This is a genomic window from Vibrio sp. 10N.286.52.F8 (assembly GCF_041468745.1).
Lineage (GTDB): Bacteria > Pseudomonadota > Gammaproteobacteria > Enterobacterales > Vibrionaceae > Vibrio > Vibrio crassostreae_C.
Map to the genome: position 1 here is coordinate 1 of NZ_JBFRJF010000021.1, position 17,344 is coordinate 17,344.

Below are 17,344 nucleotides of genomic sequence, written 5' to 3' on the forward strand. Positions count from 1 at the left end.
AGGTCAGCAAGGTCAGCAAAATGATTCTTCGCAAAGCTCTCAGGATCAACAACAAAGCTCCAGTGGCAAGTCGCAAGATCAAAGCAGTAACCAAGATCAACGCGGTAGCCAAGACCAAAACTCATCTCAAGGCCAACCTGAAAATCACTCTGACTCTGAAAAGTCTAAACAAGACGACAAGCAAGCCACGCAACAAAGTAACAGTGATCAGCCGAAACAGAGTGACCAAGAAGGCGCTACACCTCAAAGTGCTAGCGCACAACAAGCTTCAAAAGAAGATGGTGAGCAAAGTAGTCAGCAAGCTGTAGCACAAACCTCAGATCAACCTCTGTCGAGCGACCCTGACATGCGAAAACTTGAGCAAGTAGAAAGCGCCCGTGACCCGAGCCAACTGCTTAAAGCGCAAATGATTTTACAAGCACGACAAAAAAGTGCTCCTAACAACCAGAACAAAAAGTGGTAACCATGCGATTTTTAAACAAGCCATTTTTATCCGTACTCCTAACATTGTTGTTGGGAGCTTTCTCGTCCTTCTCAGTATTGGCTGCAAACGCCGTGGCGAGCGTTTCACATAACAGTGTCACCAAAGATGAAGTGTTCCTTCTTAGAGTTGCAACCGATGAAAAGGTCTCCTCTGATGCTCTAGATCTAACAGCGCTCCAGCAGGATTTCTATGTTGGCACACCAAACTTTGGGTCGTCGATGCGAATCGTCAATGGCAGCCGTTCGGTATCAAGTGAATGGAACATTAGCCTTGCTCCACTGCGTTTGGGTAAGTTGCAAATCCCGAGTTTTGATATTGAAGGGGCAAAAACCAAGCCTATCACCATCAATGTTGCAATTAACAAAGCCGCTCCAACTCAACATGATATGGCAGAGTTCCAGCTTAATCTCAGCAAGAACTCGCTGTACCCAGAAGAAGTGGCTGAGCTTGATGTAAAACTCATCATCAAAGCTGACCCAAGAAGGCTGCAAGATCCTAAAATAGCGCCACCGAGCTCGCCGGGCTTAGATGTGGAACCTATTGGTGAATCGAAGCAATTTCAAGACGTTCTCAATGGAAAGGAGGTGACGGTAGTTCAACAGTCATTCCGTATCTCGTCACAAAAAGCAGGTCAATTTAAGCTGAACGGGCCGAAGCTAACAGGAGCTGTTGTCTACTCAACCAATAACTCTAGTACAACACGTTTGTTCCAACTCGACACACCCGTTGAAACCTTAGATGTCACCGTAAAGGATGTGCCAAAAGGCTACAAGGGTGAGTGGTTACCAACATCAAACTTCAAATTGATACAGCAATGGTCGGATAGCCAAGGTAACGAATTAACCAGTACCAATGGATTAGAAGGCGACAAGCAAGCCATCGAAATAGAAGCGGGGGATTCTTTAACTCGTACTATTACCATGACGGCGAGTAACTTAACGCAGCACCAACTACCAAAACTGAATATCACCTACCCTAAATCGGTTCGTGTTTATGAAGAAAAACCGCAATTTGGCACAACACAGTCCGGCGATGCGGTGGTGGTGCATAAACAGGTTCTAATCCCAAAAGAGGCAGGAAACATCTCACTTCCGGATGTTTCCCAAGCTTGGTTCAATACTGATGCCCAATCAGAACAAACCAGTAAAGCTCAGGGCCTAGAGCTAACAGTAACAGCAAGTGATCGTGTTGTATCAAGCACACCTCCTGTTGCTAGCGCGCCGCTCCAACAAACAGCACCAACAGTGATTAACGTCGATAGCCCAGGATTCTGGCCTTATCTCACCGCCCTATTTGCAGCTTTGTGGCTAATCAGCTCAGCATTGGCATTCTACTTCTGGTCACGCCGCGGTGTAACGACAAAACCAACACACACTGTTGAACGTCAATCAGATACCGCAGAAGCGCTTATTGAAGCTCTAAGAACGAAAGATGGCGTGATGACCAGAACCTTATTTGAGCAATGGAAATCTGAAAATACAGATCTAAGTGATGAGACGTTACAAACCGTTGAAGCCGAACTCACCAAGCTAAACCAAAGCCTTTATGGTGAAGCCGGTTCACCAGCCCAAACATGGAGCCCTGAGCTGGCAATCAAAACGGTGAAGAAGCCCAAGAGAGTTGCGAGTAAAAAGCATAATAGTTCGCTAGAAAATCTTTAGTCGACGCTGTTCATCAAGAACAGTAAAACACAAAGGCCGTTGATCATCTTGAGATCAACGGCCTTTATTTTAAGAAAGAGAGGCTGTGACTTTTTTACGTTTTAAGGCAGAAACAATTCGATTTCGCCCCGAGTCTTTGGCTTGATACAAGGCTTTATCTGCCTTGCCATACAACAAATCAAAATCGAACTGATGCTGATCAGACGTTATCGAGGCATAGCCAACGGATGCCGTTAAATATGGGCTGGTACTACTTTCACAATGGAGGATTTTTGCCTCTTCAATGCATTTTCTAATCGACTCTGCACGTTGCTTTGTCTCTGAGTGATTCGTGCCAATCATCAACAACATAAACTCCTCTCCGCCAATCCGGCAGAAGGTTTCTTTATCATTGTGAACATGGGCATTCAGTATCTCACCTACCGTCCTCAGAGCCGCATCCCCTTCAGTATGACCATAGACACTGTTGTACAAACCAAAGTGGTCGAGGTCGACAAGAATCAAGCCAAATGTAATTTCGTTCTGTAAGGCAAAGGCACCTTGATCGTCACCGTTCAAGTCTTCTAGAACCTGCGACAACATACGGCGGTTTCCAAGGCGCGTAAGAGGATCTAGCTTAGAAATGATATCCAATTGCTCATTCGCCAACTCTAGCTCTTGGGTACGCTTACTGACTTCTTGCTCCAATGTTTCATTGAGCTTTTTCAGTTCTTCTTGAGCCATGGTTCTTTGCAGCACCTCAGCAAGGCTCGAAGCAAAGATACGTATTACCTCACGAAGCTGTGAGGTTAAAGGACTGCGAGTTAATAGGTTATCAGCAGCGATAAACGCAATCGGCTCACCCGTATTGGTGGTGAGCATGGTCATTGCCGTCCAACCGACTCCCACAATATTGAAATCGTGATAGATAGGAACTGATTCTTCAAAGGCAACTTGATTAGGGCAAGCACGAGCTGCGGCTACAATGTCACGTTCCACCAGCTCAGAGCGATAATAGGACTCATCGACAATATCGCCTTTGATGTCAGTGCCCCAAGTACCTTGCATGTAACTGCACTTTTTGTCTGTTAGGAAAACAGCCAGTCGATCGATACCTAGATGTTGAATCGCAAAACTAACCGCGGACTTACAGACTTCACTGACGCTATCGCATCGAGACAGCTCAACCATACTCGAGTGCAACATACGTATGTTCTGCTCTTGGCGCTTGCGAATATAGATTTGAGAAAGCAAAGAGCCAAAAGACTCAAGCATCTGCTTTTGATAGTTAGTAATCGGTGAGCGATGAATGTAGTTATCCATGGCGATCCAGCCGACAGGTTTGTCGCCTTCACGCAAGATAAGCATGCCATTCCACCCCTGCCCGACCACCTTACCTTCTGTATACAGGGGCGCATTATCGATGATGACTAGATTAGTATGGTTATCAGACAGCGCTTCAATGTATTCCGCTTCAAGTTGGTGCAAATCGTATTGAGTGTGGTGTTCACTGTTGGTTTTACCCGCTTCGTCAGTGCCATAAGTGCCGCTGAAACAACGCTTTTTCATATCAAGCAACATGAAGATCGCACGATCAAACCCTAACCTGTCTCGCACAGCCTCAACCGATGCTTTATACAAAGCATCGAGTGACTCAGGGTTAGAAAGCTCAAGCGCGACCTGATGAACCAGCTTCATGTTCTCTACAAACAGCTCACGTAACTTTATCTCATCTAAGTATTGAGCTTCACGTGTGTCTCTGTGTTTGATTTCTAGCGCCGCGTTCTTTTCGGCACGAATACATTGCCAACGGGCAGCCGCGAGCTGTAACACATCAAGATCTTGGTCAAAGGTTTGATTAACCTTCTCAGCATTACAATTTTGAACAATTAAATAAGTTCTGGAGGCAGGTGCGTTGTCGAGCATCATGATAAACGACTCCCCACCAAGCACTTTCATGTGTTCCCACTTGCAGGTGTTGATAGCCATTGGCAAAACCCCGTCTGCGGTATCAAACTGTGAGACCCACGGCCAAAATGTAGAGGGGTAGCTCGCCAATGAGGTTAGGTCGCCATAAGAAAAAAGCGGTAATGCGTCGCTCTCCGGCGTCGGTTCAGCAAATATTCCTATCCCTTTTGGAGTAAGTACCTTAACCAGATAGTCAAAAAGAGACTCAGCCAACAGACGATGGTCGCGTGTCGCAGATATTTGTTTTGCAAAGGCTTTAACAGGCACAGCTTCCTTCCATTGGCGATTAAGAATAAAGCAAAAATACAGAAGGCTTGATATGCAATCAATGTAAGTAAAAATGAGATGTTAAGCGGGTCGCAGTTTCACCTTTAACATTATCACAAGCATGAGAAGGACGACAAAAATGGGATTCTCTGCCCAAAATCACATCGACATTGGGGATTTTTTAGACACATAAAAAAGCCCCACCTATAGTGGGGCAAAACTTCCATCGCTTATAGTTATAGTGATAATTCTGTTGTTCTATTCGATTATCTAACCTGCGTTTCAGTTAGTGTGTAAAGGTATCTAATCGCTTAATTACCACACGTAAATCGTCGATTAACCGAAGTCACCGTTTACGTAACCTTTAGTACGATCATCTTTTGGTTCACTGAAGATAACGCTGGTTTCGTTATGCTCTACAAGCTCTCCCATTAGGAAGAAAGCCGTGCGGTCTGAGATACGACGCGCTTGCTGCATTGAGTGCGTTACGATAACGATAGTGAAGTCTTTCTTCAGATCTTCCATCAATTCTTCAATCTTGTGTGTCGCGATTGGGTCTAGAGCCGATGTTGGTTCATCCATCAGGATTACATCTGGTTCCATTGCAATGGTACGTGCGATACATAGACGCTGTTGTTGACCACCAGACAGACCAAATGCATGCGCTTTAAGACGGTCTTTTACTTCATCCCACAGTGCAGCACTGCGTAGCGAGCGCTCAACCACTTCATCGATGTGTTTTTTGTCTTTGATACCTTGAGCACGTAGGCCGTATGCCACGTTCTCGTAGATGCTCATTGGGAACGGGTTTGGCTTTTGGAATACCATGCCTACGCGGATACGTAGGTCAGCGACATCGATATTACCGTAGATGTCAGTGCCATCCATATCCAGCTTACCCTTAATCGTAACGCCTTCAATTAGGTCATTCATGCGGTTCAAACAACGCAATAGTGTTGATTTACCACAGCCAGACGGGCCAATCAGAGCAGTAACCTGGCGAGTTGGAATTGGCAGGTTGATAGATTTAAGCGCTTGGTTGTCGCCGTAAAACAGATCTAGGTTCTCAATATCAAATTTATTCATGTTCGTAATCTCTAAATTCTTAAATTCGTGTCTAACTTGATGCTTTCTTTATCACGGGGGCTCGCTTTATTTATGAGCCAGCTAATGAGCTTAGTAAGTTGCCGTGTTGAAGCGTCTCGCAATCAGTTTTGTAACCATGTTGATCAAGAGAACCAGTACGATTAGGACTGTCGCCGTGCCGTAGGCTTGGTTCCACTCATCGATAGTAAATAGCTCTGTTGTCAGCTTATATAGGTGAACCGTTAGTGTACGGCCAGAATCGAATACCGACTCAGGAACACGTGCCACCATACCTGCTGTTAAAAATACAGGTGCTGATTCGCCAATTACACGACCAATACTAAGAATGACCGAAGTTAAGATACCTGGCATTGCGCTTGGTAAGATCAAACGCCAGATAGTGTAGATTTTTGAAGCGCCAAGGCCGTATGAGCCTTCGCGGTAAGTTTGTGGCACTGCCATCAATGCTTCTTCTGTAGTACGAATGATTACAGGAAGAATCAGGATACTTAGCGTTAGTGCACCCGACAGAATCGAGAAGCCAAGACCAAGAATCGAAACAAAGAAGGTCATACCGAACAGACCAAAGATGATCGATGGGATACCAGCTAGCGACTCAGTACAGAATCGAATCACTTTCACCAATCGGCTACCTACTTTCGCATATTCAGTTAAGTATATCGCCGTCATGATGCCTAGTGGTGCGGCTACCGCAATCGATGCAATTACCATGTAGATCGTGGCAATGATCATTGGAAAAATACCACGCTCTTCACCAGTACGAGTGTAATCGTCAGTGATGAAGTTCCAATCTACATATTGCAGACCGTTCGATAGGATGTACCAAATAATCCAGAATAAGAAACCAACGGTTACAGCTGCAGCTGCCCAGATAAAACCTTTTAGGATGTTATCTTTGGTTTGACGTGCTTGTTTTAGTTTTACGCGATCCATATTACTTATCCTCGCCTACTTCGCTTTTTCACGGTTAAGATAAAGTAGAGCACCATTCAACATCATGATGAATACCAGAAGCACAACGCCGGTTGCGTACAGTGCACTCGCGTGAATACCACTTGCGTAAGACATTTCAATAGCAATGTTTGCGGTTAAAGTACGAGCCGAATCCAAAATACCTTCTGGCATTGCTGGCGCATTACCCATCACCATGATGATTGCCATCGTTTCGCCAAGTGCACGACCGATACCCAGAATCACACCCGTCATAATGCCTGAACGTGCAGCAGGAACGAGTAACTTAAAAATCGTGTAGATTTTCGAAGCACCCAGTGCAAGTGAACCTTCTTTGTACGTACGAGGTACAGCGCGGATCGAAGTTTCAGAAACCGTAATAACGGTAGGAAGAATCATGATACCCAGAACAATGATACCCGCGAAGATAGTGTTACCCGCTGGTACTTGGAAAATGTTCTGAATCATTGGAACGATAATTACTAGACCGAAGAAGCCGTAAACTACCGACGGGATACCCGCTAGAAGCTCAACTGCAGGTCGAATAATATCGGCAAGACGCTTTGGAGCAATCTCAGCAATAAAAATAGCGGTTAATACACCAACTGGTACACCAACAACTACAGCTCCAAGTGTCGAAACAATCGATGCAACAATCATAGTTGCAACACCGAATAGAGCTGGAGGTAACCAGTCAACACCCAGAACGATGCCAGAAACACCGGCCTCTTGGAATGCAGGGATACTCTCTGCAACGATAAAGTAAGCGATAACGGCTAGTGATACGATGCCGATTATAGCACTCGATAAGAACAAGCCGTGGAAGATTCTTTCTCTCCAGTCAATGCGCTTCTTAGCACGTAGACTTGGCTTGTTGATTTGAGTCGCTTCAGTATTCATAAGCTTTTCACTATTTGCGATGGTCATATATAAAATCTCAAACTTTGTGGCTCAATAAGAGCTCGAAATAAACAAAGTTGAAAGAAAAGGCTCAGCCTAAAGCAGGCTGAGCAATAATTAAGATTGAGTCAGTTAAGATTAGTTAACTGTGATGTAGCCTTTCTTACCAGCGATAGCTTGAGCTTCATCTGCAACCATCCAGTCTAGGAATTGTTGAGTTTCAGCTGTTGGAGCACCGGCTTTGTAAAGAACTAGGAATGGGCGAGCAACTTTGTAAGAACCGTTCTTAACGTTGTCTACAGTCGCAGCAGCGCCGTCGATAGTTAGAGCTTGAACAGATTCGTCAACTGTACCTAGAGAGATAAAGCCGATAGCGTATGGGTTGCTTGCTACAGAAACTTTAAGTGCGCCATTACCGTTTGCAACTTGTGCACGTTGAGAGATAGCCGATACTTTCTTATCGCCAATCTTCTTCTTAAGCTTCATGATGTCTTCGAATGCGCCACGTGTACCAGATGCAGTATCACGAGTGATTGCTACGATTGGCTTATCAGCACCGCCAACATCTTTCCAGTTAGTGATATCGCCTTTGTAGATTGAAGTGATTTGCTCAGCTGTAAGAGCAGATACTTCGTTATTTGGGTTTACAACAACTGCGATCCCGTCACGAGCGATAACTAGCTCTTTCAGGTCAGCTGTTTTCTCTTCTTCTTTTAGGTCACGAGAAGAGATACCAAGGTCAGCACTTCCATTTTTTGCTGCTTTGATGCCTGCAGAAGAACCTGGTGCTTGAATTTCGATGAACACTGGTTCGCCTTTATTCATGTAGGTTTCTGCAAAAACTTCAACCAGTGGAGAAGCACTGTTAGAGCCAACTACAGAGATAGTTTCTTTAGCTGAAGCTGTATTCACTGTTAGAGCGCCTAGTAGTGCGATTGCACCGATAACTGTCTTTTTCATCACAAATTTCCTTTAGTGGCGTTATTGCCGTAATGTTTTGCTTGAACGAGGCCTACTTTAGAATCCGAATGTGACAGTTGTGTTTCACTTAATTGAAGCCTATATGACAACTACAAATTAATGGCTAATTTCTCTCCTACTCGATGAATTGATAGTCGCGCCCCCATCAGATGCAGTTAGTGAATGCAGGTCTCACCATCGTTTGAGCACCAAAAAGCTAGATTTCCTTCCCTATTTATATCGAATACTAACCAATATATTTCTCTATTTATCAATGAAGTGGCCCTAAGACGATGGATAAAAAGATGCACCTTTATCGCCATTTCGAACAATAAACAACCATCCATATCAAATACCTATCGCATATAACGAAATCAAAGCCTTTATTGATTGAATTGTCAGTCTCATTAGTTAGAATCGCCAATTAATTCTAATAATAATAATTCTCATCTATTTATTTTATTCAAAAAAGGACATTACATGCGCCAACTTCTCAGTGGCTTATCAATCAAAATACAAATTCTTATACCCGTATTATTTTCCGTCGTTTTACTTTTAGCCGGTGTCATTATCGGTGGTGAAAAGCTAGAAAGTGCATTCAAAGATGTGTCAGTAGCAACCGACCAATTAATCTTACATAAAGAAGAACTCAGCGAAATCGTCGACAACAGCTATGGCATGCGTATCAAAGCGATTTACAGTCTATTCAATGCTGATGACGTAAAAACACTGGTTGAAACACTAAACCAAAAACGCGATCAGAATACTCGCCTACTGAATTCATTAGACACAGTGCCAGGCATGCAAGATGAAGTGGCCGCGATGAACAAAGCGATGAATCACTATGTCGATTTTTCTCGTACCACCATGCTTCCGCTATTAAGAGCGAAACACGGCGATGCATCACTATCTTCAGATTTTGAAAACCGCTACCAGATCGCAATCGACCAATACCGACATGCGGGTAATGAAATGGTGCAAGCGATCAATACTCTGTCTAAAAAGCTGAACTTGCTTGCCACTCAAGAGGTCGACATCAACGGCCAGCAACACGCTAGCACGCTGACTACTGCGACCATTGCACTGTTGGTGATCCTGTCTGTAGCTCTAATTATCAGTTGGACGCTGGCTGGTATCATTGTTAAGCCGATCAGCAACATTCAAGAAACGATGCGGGAAGTAGCAAAAGGTAACTTGTTAGTTAAAGCAGAAGAGTATGGCGACAACGAAATCTCACGCCTAGCGCAAGACGTAAACCAGTCTGTTGAACAGCTGCGTGACACGGTAAGCTCGCTGTCTCGAATCAGTATCGAAGTGGCTTCTGCGTCGACAGAGCTAGCGGCTGTAATGACACAGTCCAGCGTTAACTCAGACCAAGAGAAGCAAGAGGTGGAGCAAGTTGCTTCTGCTGTGAACCAATTGGAAAGCACAGCAGCACACGTTAATGAGAACGCAGTACAAGCCGACTCAGCGTCTAAGCAAGCTGACGAAATGGCGACACACAGCATGAGCTTGTTTAATGAAAGCAACAAAGCTAACGAACAGATGGCGATTCAGCTAAGCGAAGCCGCAAATGTTGTGGGCACGCTAAAAGAGCACTCTGAACAGATTGGTAAAGTGATTGAGGTAATTCAAAGTATCTCTGAACAAACTAACCTGCTGGCGCTTAACGCAGCAATCGAAGCCGCTCGTGCAGGTGAAAGCGGTCGTGGTTTCGCAGTGGTTGCTGATGAAGTTCGAATGCTAGCGGCACGTACACAAGATTCAACCAAAGAGATCCAAACCATCATAGAAGGTTTGCAGGTTCAATCCGGTAACGCGAATGAAAGCATGAGCAGCTCATTATCTATGCTGGAACACAACCAAACTCTTGCAGGTGAAGTAAGCGCGGCGCTTTCAGGCATTGCTAACTCGGTAACGGACATGACTGAGATTAACACTCAGGTTGCCTCTGCCGCCGAAGAGCAAAGCCAAGTAACCTCAGACATCAACCGTAACATCTCAAACATCTACAGCCTAGTAAGCCAAAACGTTACAGGCATTACTCAAGCCGCTGCAGCAAGCCACGAGCTTTCTAACCTAGCAGAACAGCAGAAGCAGCAGTTGGATTACTTTAAGGTATAGGCTTCAAGGTACGAAGTTCAAGGCAAACAGATTCAGGCTGTATGCTCTTTAGAACTCGCCGATAAACAAAAAGCCAGCCATCATGGCTGGTTTTTCGCTTTTAGACACTACTGACGAGATTCAGCCGCTCGAATTCTTTCAATCGCTTCTACCCTTCTAAGCTGTTCTGGTAGGAAATGTTCAGTCCTAAGTTGCGCAATCTTCTCTTGTTGTTCGGTTTTTGATAGGAATGAATCTTTCAAGACATCATTTCGTTCTGCGAAGTAGACCTCTAACGAGTCTTCAAAGGCCGCTCTTTGTTTATCAAGTGCTTCAAGTCTCTGGGTTGCTTCTTCACCGACAAGTTCGCTTCTCTTTAAGTATTTACCCTGTTCATCGAGACCTTCAGAGCTAGAGAGCTGTTGGAGTAACACCTGATTCTGGTGACTCGACTGAACATAATCAGGTTGCTCAGATAGATAGGATTCGAGTCTTTGTTGGTATTCTTCATCCTCTAATCCCTCCTGTTTCAGAAGTAACTTTTCTAAGGCGATTTCTCTCATTCTGTTGTCGTGCGTAAACAGAATACTTATCTCGCTCTCACTGAAAAACTGAGCTTGGAGGTCAAGGAGCGCTTGATTGAGTGCACGTAGATCATCAGCGGAAATGGATGTGGTACCGAACTGCACGTCCAACGATGTCAGTGCCGACTTATACTCAAGATATTTGGCAAACAGTGCTTCATCAACCACGGTTGTTGATGATTGTTCGTGGTGTTTCGCCACGTTGTCTCGAATATCTTCAAGGGTTAATTCTGTATTACCTGACACGAAATATTCCATCATGTCTTTTGCTGATGCGTTATCGATGTCGGTATCTTGCTGAGAGGTGACTTTCAATGAGGAGACGCGTTGTTCGTCGTCAGTATGTGTATCTTGATTATTTAGATATAAAAAGACCGCCGCTGTGCTCATCAGGGCTATCGTGGTTATCGACAAAATGGCGGTCTTTTTCATCATACTTCCCTTGTTTTCTTGTTAAACGGCTTTGCAGACTACAAGCCAGCCAACTTCAATCGATTGGCATGCTGACGATATAGAGTTACAGGATCTGTCTCAAACAAGTGGTGAATTCCCAATAACCCATTAATCTCATCTAGGTGGTTCATTTTGTAATCATCACCAATCACTTTGCCCAAATGCGCGCTGCATGCTCCTACTAAGCCATCATTAGGTTCGTTGAAGGCTAAGCCTAGGATTGTCATCGCTCCGTCGGTAGGATCAAGAAGGTTGGTAAAAGTGGAAGACCCTGTCCATGAATAGTAATAAACGCCGTTACTTGCTTGCCACTCACCATCGCCACACTCAGACGTCGGAACGCCCTCAGGGTAAAACTGGTTGAAGGCTAGCGAGCCTTCTGTGGTCAATGCTTCAAGAGAAGCGAGGCCGTCTTGGTCGAGATCCGTTCCACCAGATAAAAGGTTAATCAGTGTCGTTAATCCACCTGCTAATTTAACCGCGATACCTTCTATGACAGAGCCTTCAGATACGTTCCCTCGAACGAGATCAGCGACCTTAGAACCTTTATGCACACCGCCAATACTGGTCACTGAAGCAACAAGATCAGGTCGAACTGACGCAACATAACGAGCCGTAGGCCCACCGTGGCTATGACCAACCAGATTCACCTTACTTGCTCCTGTTGCAGCTAACAGCGTTTCAACTTGGCTGAGTAACTGTTCACCACGGACCTCTGAACTGTTGGTTGCAGAGACCTGAGCGACATATACGTTCGCGCCATCTTTGGTTAGGGATTCAGGTACGCCATAGAAATAGTCAACGCCCGCTAATGTATCGAAACCAAACAGACCATGTACCAACATAATGGGGTATTTCGTTTCAGTGTATCCGCTGGCTTCTAATGCTGATGCGCTCGTTCCGGCATATACGCCAAAACTGGATAGGCAGGCTATCGTCCAAATTAATATCTTTTTCAATGCTCTTTCCTTAAACAGATTAGACCTCTGATGAGTAAAAGAACCGTAGATGATGATTTTATAAAACAGAAAGTAACGACTTCATATTTGTGATGGCGAACTTGAATTAAACAGGTGCGATGAACATCAGGCAAACAGAATCAGGAGAACAAAACATAAGCAATTGATTAAATTAACATTTAACTAAGGTTGATGAGATTGTTCTTTCAATATCCCGACTCAAATATCAATTCAACATTCTCAATAAACCAAAATTATTCGACAAATAACCGTTTGGAAACAGGTATTTTTCAACCAAAAACTCATTGATAACTTGAGGCTTATTCCATTAACGACACACCACAACCCTGAATATATTGACGCTAATTATTGATTTTAGATATAGGTCGTACCAGTTATTTACTTATCCACTTATCAAGAAACAAGCAACAAGCAACAGCGTTTCTGTTTGGCTCATCTAAATATAAAAGAGAATACAGTGATGAAAAATACGGCTTTAATACTCACGTTAGCCCTGCCTTTTGGCGCTTATGCCGCTGAAGACTCAATACCAACACCTGAATCAATTACATCTGCACAAGTACTCAGTGCACAAGGCTCAGAGACCTATTCATATGTTAGATGTTGGTATCGAACCGATGCCTCTCATGATTCCCTAGCCACCGACTGGAAGTGGGCAAAGAAAGAGAGTGGTGATTACTACACGATCAACGGATATTGGTGGTCTTCTGTTTCTTTCAAAAACATGTTCTACAGTGATGCGCCTCAATCTGAAATCAAACAGCGTTGCGAACAGACGCTCGACATCCAACATGACGCCGCTGACATCACCTACTTTGCCGCAGATAATCGCTTCTCTTACAACCACTCCATCTGGACCAACGATAACGCGTTCCAGGCCAATAGCATCAATCGTATTGTCACCTTTGGTGATAGCCTGTCCGACACTGGTAATCTATTTAATGGCTCACAATGGTTTTTTCCGAACGCAGATTCGTGGTTTTTAGGGCACTTTTCGAATGGTTTAGTCTGGACGGAGTATTTAGCAAAAGCGAAAGATGTCCCTCTGTATAACTGGGCTGTGGGTGGCGCCGCAGGTACCAACCAATACGTGGCATTGACTGGTGTATATGATCAAGTCACCTCTTATCTGACCTACATGAAAGTCGCCAAAAACTATCGTCCGGAAAACTCACTGTTTACTTTAGAGTTTGGCCTCAATGACTTCATGAATTACAACCGAGAAGTCGCCGATGTAAAGGCTGACTTTAGCAGCGCGCTGATCCGCTTAACAGAATCTGGTGCGAACAATATCCTGCTGTTCACCTTACCCGATGCAACCAAAGCCCCTCAATTCAAATACTCTACCGAACAAGAGATAATAAAAGTTCGTGGCAAGATCTTAGAATTCAACCAGTTCATCAAAGCTCAAGCCGAGTATTACCAAGGTATAGGGAAAAACGTGGTGTTGTTCGATGCAAGTGCGTTGTTCGCCAGCATTACCGATAACCCAGAACAACATGGCTTTCGAAACGCGAGTGATGCTTGTCTTAATATCAATCGAAGCTCAGCCGCGGACTATTTAAGAAGCCACAGCTTAACTAATGATTGTGCGACCTATGGTTCAGACAGTTATGTATTCTGGGGCGTGACGCACCCAACCACCGCCACACACAAATACATTGCCGACCACATCTTGGCGTATTCGTTCTCGACGTTCAATTTCTAACTAAATATCGAAAAGTAATGGCTGAGCCAAGGTCGAGATACAAAAAAACCGCCTAATATTGGCGGTTTTTATTAATGTCAGTTTTACTAGCAAACGCTTTAAAACTGGCTGGTGATTACTCGTCGTCCACTTTTGGTGCGACTTTCTTCTTAGGGATAAACACGGTATCACCCACGGCCACATTTTGGTGGAAGCTCTTATCGCGCTTAACTGGTTTCTTCGGCGTTTTCTTCGCTTGAGTGTTGGTCTTCTTCTTAGCAGGACCGCCTTTAGCAAACGCAGGTTTACGTGGCTTAATGCCTTTGAATTTACCTTTTAGGCCTTCAAGTACAGAGAAGGTCAAATCTTGTTGAAGGTAAAGTTCAACACGCTTGAAGCTGTCCCAGTCTTTTGGACCAACCAAAGAAATCGCATCGCCTTTGTTACCCGCACGGCCAGTACGACCTACACGGTGCACGTACTCTTCCGTATGCTTAGGCATATCAAAGTTGATAACGTGGCTCACGTTTGGAATATCAATACCACGTGAAGCAACATCGGTAGTTACCAAGATCTTGTAAACCGCACGCTCGAACTGGCTCATAATAGCATTACGTTGCGTTTGGTTTAGGTTACCACTCAGTGCTACCGCTTTAAGCTTCTTCTCGTTCAACTTATCTGTTAAACGGTCAGTATCAGCGCGTGTTGCTGTGAAGATCATTACCTGACGGTATTCAGCTTCTTCCAGTACACGGTCTAAAATCGCTTCTTTGTGATCTAGGTGATCACATAAGTAGAATTTCTGTGTGATATCTAAGTGTTGCTCGTTAGAAACACCAACAGAGATACGCTTAGGTGCGTTTAGCATTTCATTTGCAATGCCATTTACTTCAGCGTGATCTAACGTTGCAGAGAACATCAACGTTTGACGACGACGGTGTTTAGCTGCATTGGCAATGCGACGAAGTTCTGGAGCGAAACCCAGATCAAGCATACGGTCCGCTTCATCAAGGATTAGCGTTTCAACACCATCTAGGAACAATGAACGATGTTCTAGGTGGTCAGCAAGACGGCCTGGAGTCGCAACGATAAAACGAGGGTACTTACGCAGTGCTTTAACTTGGTCGTTAAAGTTCTCACCACCTAAGATAAGCGCCGCTTCATAAGACAGACCACCAAGCATGCTACGCAGTTCGCCGTAAACTTGCTTCGCTAGCTCACGAGTAGGAGCCAAAATTACACCACGAGGATCTTTAGCAGAAAACGCTTTTGTTTTTAATGCTTTATGTATCATTGGCAACACAAACGCCAATGTTTTTCCTGATCCCGTTTTTGATGAAGCCAATAGATCCTTACCAGCAATAGCAACAGGGATCGCTTTTGATTGGATCTCTGTCGCCTTCTTGAAGTCGTAATGTTTTAAGTTCTTCAGTAAGCGGTTATCTAAGCCTAAATCTTTAAAGTGCAAAGGACTCTCCAGTCATGATGGTATTGAATAAAATTAATTTAACGTGACATGATACCGCGAAAGTACTTTATAAGGATAGAGATCACAGTAAATTTATCCCTTTATCTATCTTTAGCTAGAACAACGTATGCATTGCTAGCAAAGGGATAGCTCTCCAAAAACACCTTCAAGTCGTCTCTAAATCCTTCATCTCATAAATGAGACACAACGTGATACTTAGCTAATTACCTCAAAAATTTAGCAATTTCTTTAGTTATTGTTTTTGCAGTTAAAAAATTAGTCGCTACAATCATTAATGAAGCGACTATATGATAAAGAATGTATAGCGCATCTTTTGATGATAAATAAGCAAGGAGTTCTTATGAATAAGACGTTAATCGCAGCTGCAGCATCAGTTTTCATTTTAGCCGGTTGTTCTTCAGAACCAGAAGAAGCTGCAGTGTCAGAAATGGATCAACTAACTAACCAAGTGGCTCAACTTACAAGCGAAGTTGAAGCACTTAAGAGTGACAAAGCAGCCGCAGAAATGAAGGCTCAAGAAGCAGAAGCAGCCGCTATGGCAGCGAAAGAAGAAGCGGATCGTGCTAACGAACGCATCGACAACATCGCTGAGTCTTACACTAAGTAGTTTGAGATCTAATCGCGATTAAGCTGTAGATTAAATAAGTCGCAAAAAGCAGTATATAGACAGCACCACTTCTTATCGGATGTGGTGCTTTTTTTGGGTGACACTAATGCGAGTAAACAAGATAAAACCGCCCCTTGTTGCAGAAGAGGCAATCGAATTAAAACTCAATCACAGGTGGTGCTATCTCTACAGGTACGCCGTTTTGAGCAAAGATAACCGCTTTCGCCTTTGAATTTGGCAGTTCTGCGTCTTCAAGCCACCATTTTAGTTCCACAGGGATCTGTAATGATTTCTTTGAACCATCACTTCGAGTTAATGGCTCGTGCGCTTCTACAAACACACTTCTATCAGGCTCTAATGACACCTTAATCGGCTCATTGATAATGGTGACCTGTTCACCACGGTTCACTTGCTCAAACAGCCACTCAATGTCTTTAGGTTCCATTCGGATACAACCAGAGCTAACTCGTAAACCTATCCCGAAATCTTTGTTTGTACCATGGATCAAATAGTCGCCAGCGCCATAAGCAAGCCTCAAAGCGTACTCTCCCAATGGATTTTCCGGCCCGGCAGGAACCACTCTCGGTAATTCAATGCCCTTTTCAAGATACTCGTTGCGGATTGAATTTGGTGGCGTCCATGTTGGATTCGGTCTTTTTTGGCTTATCTTGGTGATCATCTCGGGAGTATCACGCCCCACTCGACCGATGCCGACAGGGAAAACATGCACCTGATTTTTCTCAGGCTCAAAGTAATACAACCTTAACTCAGCAAGATTGATGACAATCCCCTTTCTTGGGGTGTCAGGCAAAATCAAGCGGCTTGGAATGCTTAACACATAGCCTTCCGCGGGAAGAAAAGGATCCACCCCTTTGTTGGCTGCCATTAAAGAGAGAAAACCAATATCGTATTGCTTGGCAATGATGGCCAAGGTTTCGCCCGCCGCCACTTCATGCTGCTGGATTCTGCCCACAATGCGGCTTTCCGTTGGTGGCAATTCAAAGGTTGCAGCAGACACCCACGATGAAGCTATCCCGCTGGCAAGCAAAGTAGTTCTTACAACAAGCGACGCCGCCCTGTGGAGTCGTGTTTTCATTGACTGCAAAGGCGTCGAGTTAACGCAATACGACATACAAATCCTTGGTTTGTCTTTTATCAAAGTTT

Annotated in this window: 13 protein-coding genes and 1 pseudogene; 5 read left to right on the top strand and 9 right to left on the bottom strand. The window is 44.3% G+C overall.

The features are described from left to right. Together AB4133_RS11890 and AB4133_RS11895 are read left to right on the top strand one after the other, a co-directional pair. A pseudogene (locus AB4133_RS11890) lies at positions 1-463 on the top strand (hypothetical protein); the annotation flags it as partial. Positions 464-465: 2 nt separating this feature from the next. Further along, on the top strand, positions 466-2,145 hold the full coding sequence (locus AB4133_RS11895; protein ID WP_372224557.1) for a BatD family protein: 1,680 nt from the start codon (positions 466-468) through the stop codon (positions 2,143-2,145). Positions 2,146-2,214: 69 nt separating this feature from the next. On the opposite strand, the gene AB4133_RS11900 is transcribed toward AB4133_RS11895, so the two are convergent. The 5 genes from AB4133_RS11900 to AB4133_RS11920 form a co-directional block, all read right to left on the bottom strand. Beyond that, positions 2,215-4,359, bottom strand: a complete 2,145-nt coding sequence (locus tag AB4133_RS11900) for a GGDEF domain-containing protein (RefSeq protein WP_017064257.1) — start codon at positions 4,357-4,359, stop codon at positions 2,215-2,217. Between the two features lie 336 nt (positions 4,360-4,695). Next, the gene (pstB, locus tag AB4133_RS11905) at positions 4,696-5,445 is read right to left on the bottom strand and encodes a phosphate ABC transporter ATP-binding protein PstB (RefSeq protein ID WP_004737715.1); all 750 of its coding nucleotides are present in this window, start codon (positions 5,443-5,445) and stop codon (positions 4,696-4,698) included. Between the two features lie 90 nt (positions 5,446-5,535). Next, positions 5,536-6,399, bottom strand: coding sequence for a phosphate ABC transporter permease PstA (gene pstA, locus AB4133_RS11910; protein WP_017064256.1), 864 nt, complete (start codon positions 6,397-6,399; stop codon positions 5,536-5,538). A 15-nt stretch (positions 6,400-6,414) separates the two neighbouring features. Continuing rightward, the gene (gene pstC / locus AB4133_RS11915; protein ID WP_372224559.1) at positions 6,415-7,344 is read right to left on the bottom strand and encodes a phosphate ABC transporter permease subunit PstC; all 930 of its coding nucleotides are present in this window, start codon (positions 7,342-7,344) and stop codon (positions 6,415-6,417) included. 111 nt (positions 7,345-7,455) lie between these two features. Further along, on the bottom strand, positions 7,456-8,277 hold the full coding sequence (locus tag AB4133_RS11920; RefSeq protein ID WP_017064254.1) for a phosphate ABC transporter substrate-binding protein: 822 nt from the start codon (positions 8,275-8,277) through the stop codon (positions 7,456-7,458). Between the two features lie 480 nt (positions 8,278-8,757). Here AB4133_RS11920 and AB4133_RS11925 point away from each other — a divergent pair, with 480 nt between their 5' ends. Then, entirely contained in the window at positions 8,758-10,401 is a 1,644-nt protein-coding gene (locus AB4133_RS11925; RefSeq protein ID WP_017064253.1) for a methyl-accepting chemotaxis protein, read from the top strand. 107 nt (positions 10,402-10,508) lie between these two features. Here AB4133_RS11925 and AB4133_RS11930 read toward each other — a convergent pair whose 3' ends face one another. Together AB4133_RS11930 and AB4133_RS11935 are read right to left on the bottom strand one after the other, a co-directional pair. After that, positions 10,509-11,396 carry a lipase secretion chaperone gene (locus tag AB4133_RS11930; protein WP_065583797.1) on the bottom strand — a complete coding sequence of 296 codons (888 nt, stop codon included), beginning with the start codon at positions 11,394-11,396 and terminating at the stop codon, positions 10,509-10,511. Positions 11,397-11,434: 38 nt separating this feature from the next. After that, on the bottom strand, positions 11,435-12,376 hold the full coding sequence (locus tag AB4133_RS11935; protein WP_372224561.1) for a lipase family alpha/beta hydrolase: 942 nt from the start codon (positions 12,374-12,376) through the stop codon (positions 11,435-11,437). 481 nt (positions 12,377-12,857) lie between these two features. Here AB4133_RS11935 and AB4133_RS11940 point away from each other — a divergent pair, with 481 nt between their 5' ends. Beyond that, on the top strand, positions 12,858-14,105 hold the full coding sequence (locus AB4133_RS11940; RefSeq protein ID WP_372224583.1) for an SGNH/GDSL hydrolase family protein: 1,248 nt from the start codon (positions 12,858-12,860) through the stop codon (positions 14,103-14,105). A gap of 115 nt (positions 14,106-14,220) precedes the next feature. On the opposite strand, the gene AB4133_RS11945 is transcribed toward AB4133_RS11940, so the two are convergent. Continuing rightward, positions 14,221-15,552 carry a DEAD/DEAH box helicase gene (locus AB4133_RS11945; protein WP_372224563.1) on the bottom strand — a complete coding sequence of 444 codons (1,332 nt, stop codon included), beginning with the start codon at positions 15,550-15,552 and terminating at the stop codon, positions 14,221-14,223. Between the two features lie 361 nt (positions 15,553-15,913). On the opposite strand from AB4133_RS11945, the gene AB4133_RS11950 reads away from it, so the two are divergent. Continuing rightward, positions 15,914-16,180, top strand: coding sequence for an Lpp/OprI family alanine-zipper lipoprotein (locus AB4133_RS11950; protein WP_017061882.1), 267 nt, complete (start codon positions 15,914-15,916; stop codon positions 16,178-16,180). A gap of 157 nt (positions 16,181-16,337) precedes the next feature. Here AB4133_RS11950 and AB4133_RS11955 read toward each other — a convergent pair whose 3' ends face one another. Next, a complete protein-coding gene (locus tag AB4133_RS11955; protein ID WP_029235199.1) occupies positions 16,338-17,312 on the bottom strand; it encodes a L,D-transpeptidase family protein in 975 nt (324 codons plus the stop codon). Positions 17,313-17,344: the final 32 nt, after the last annotated feature.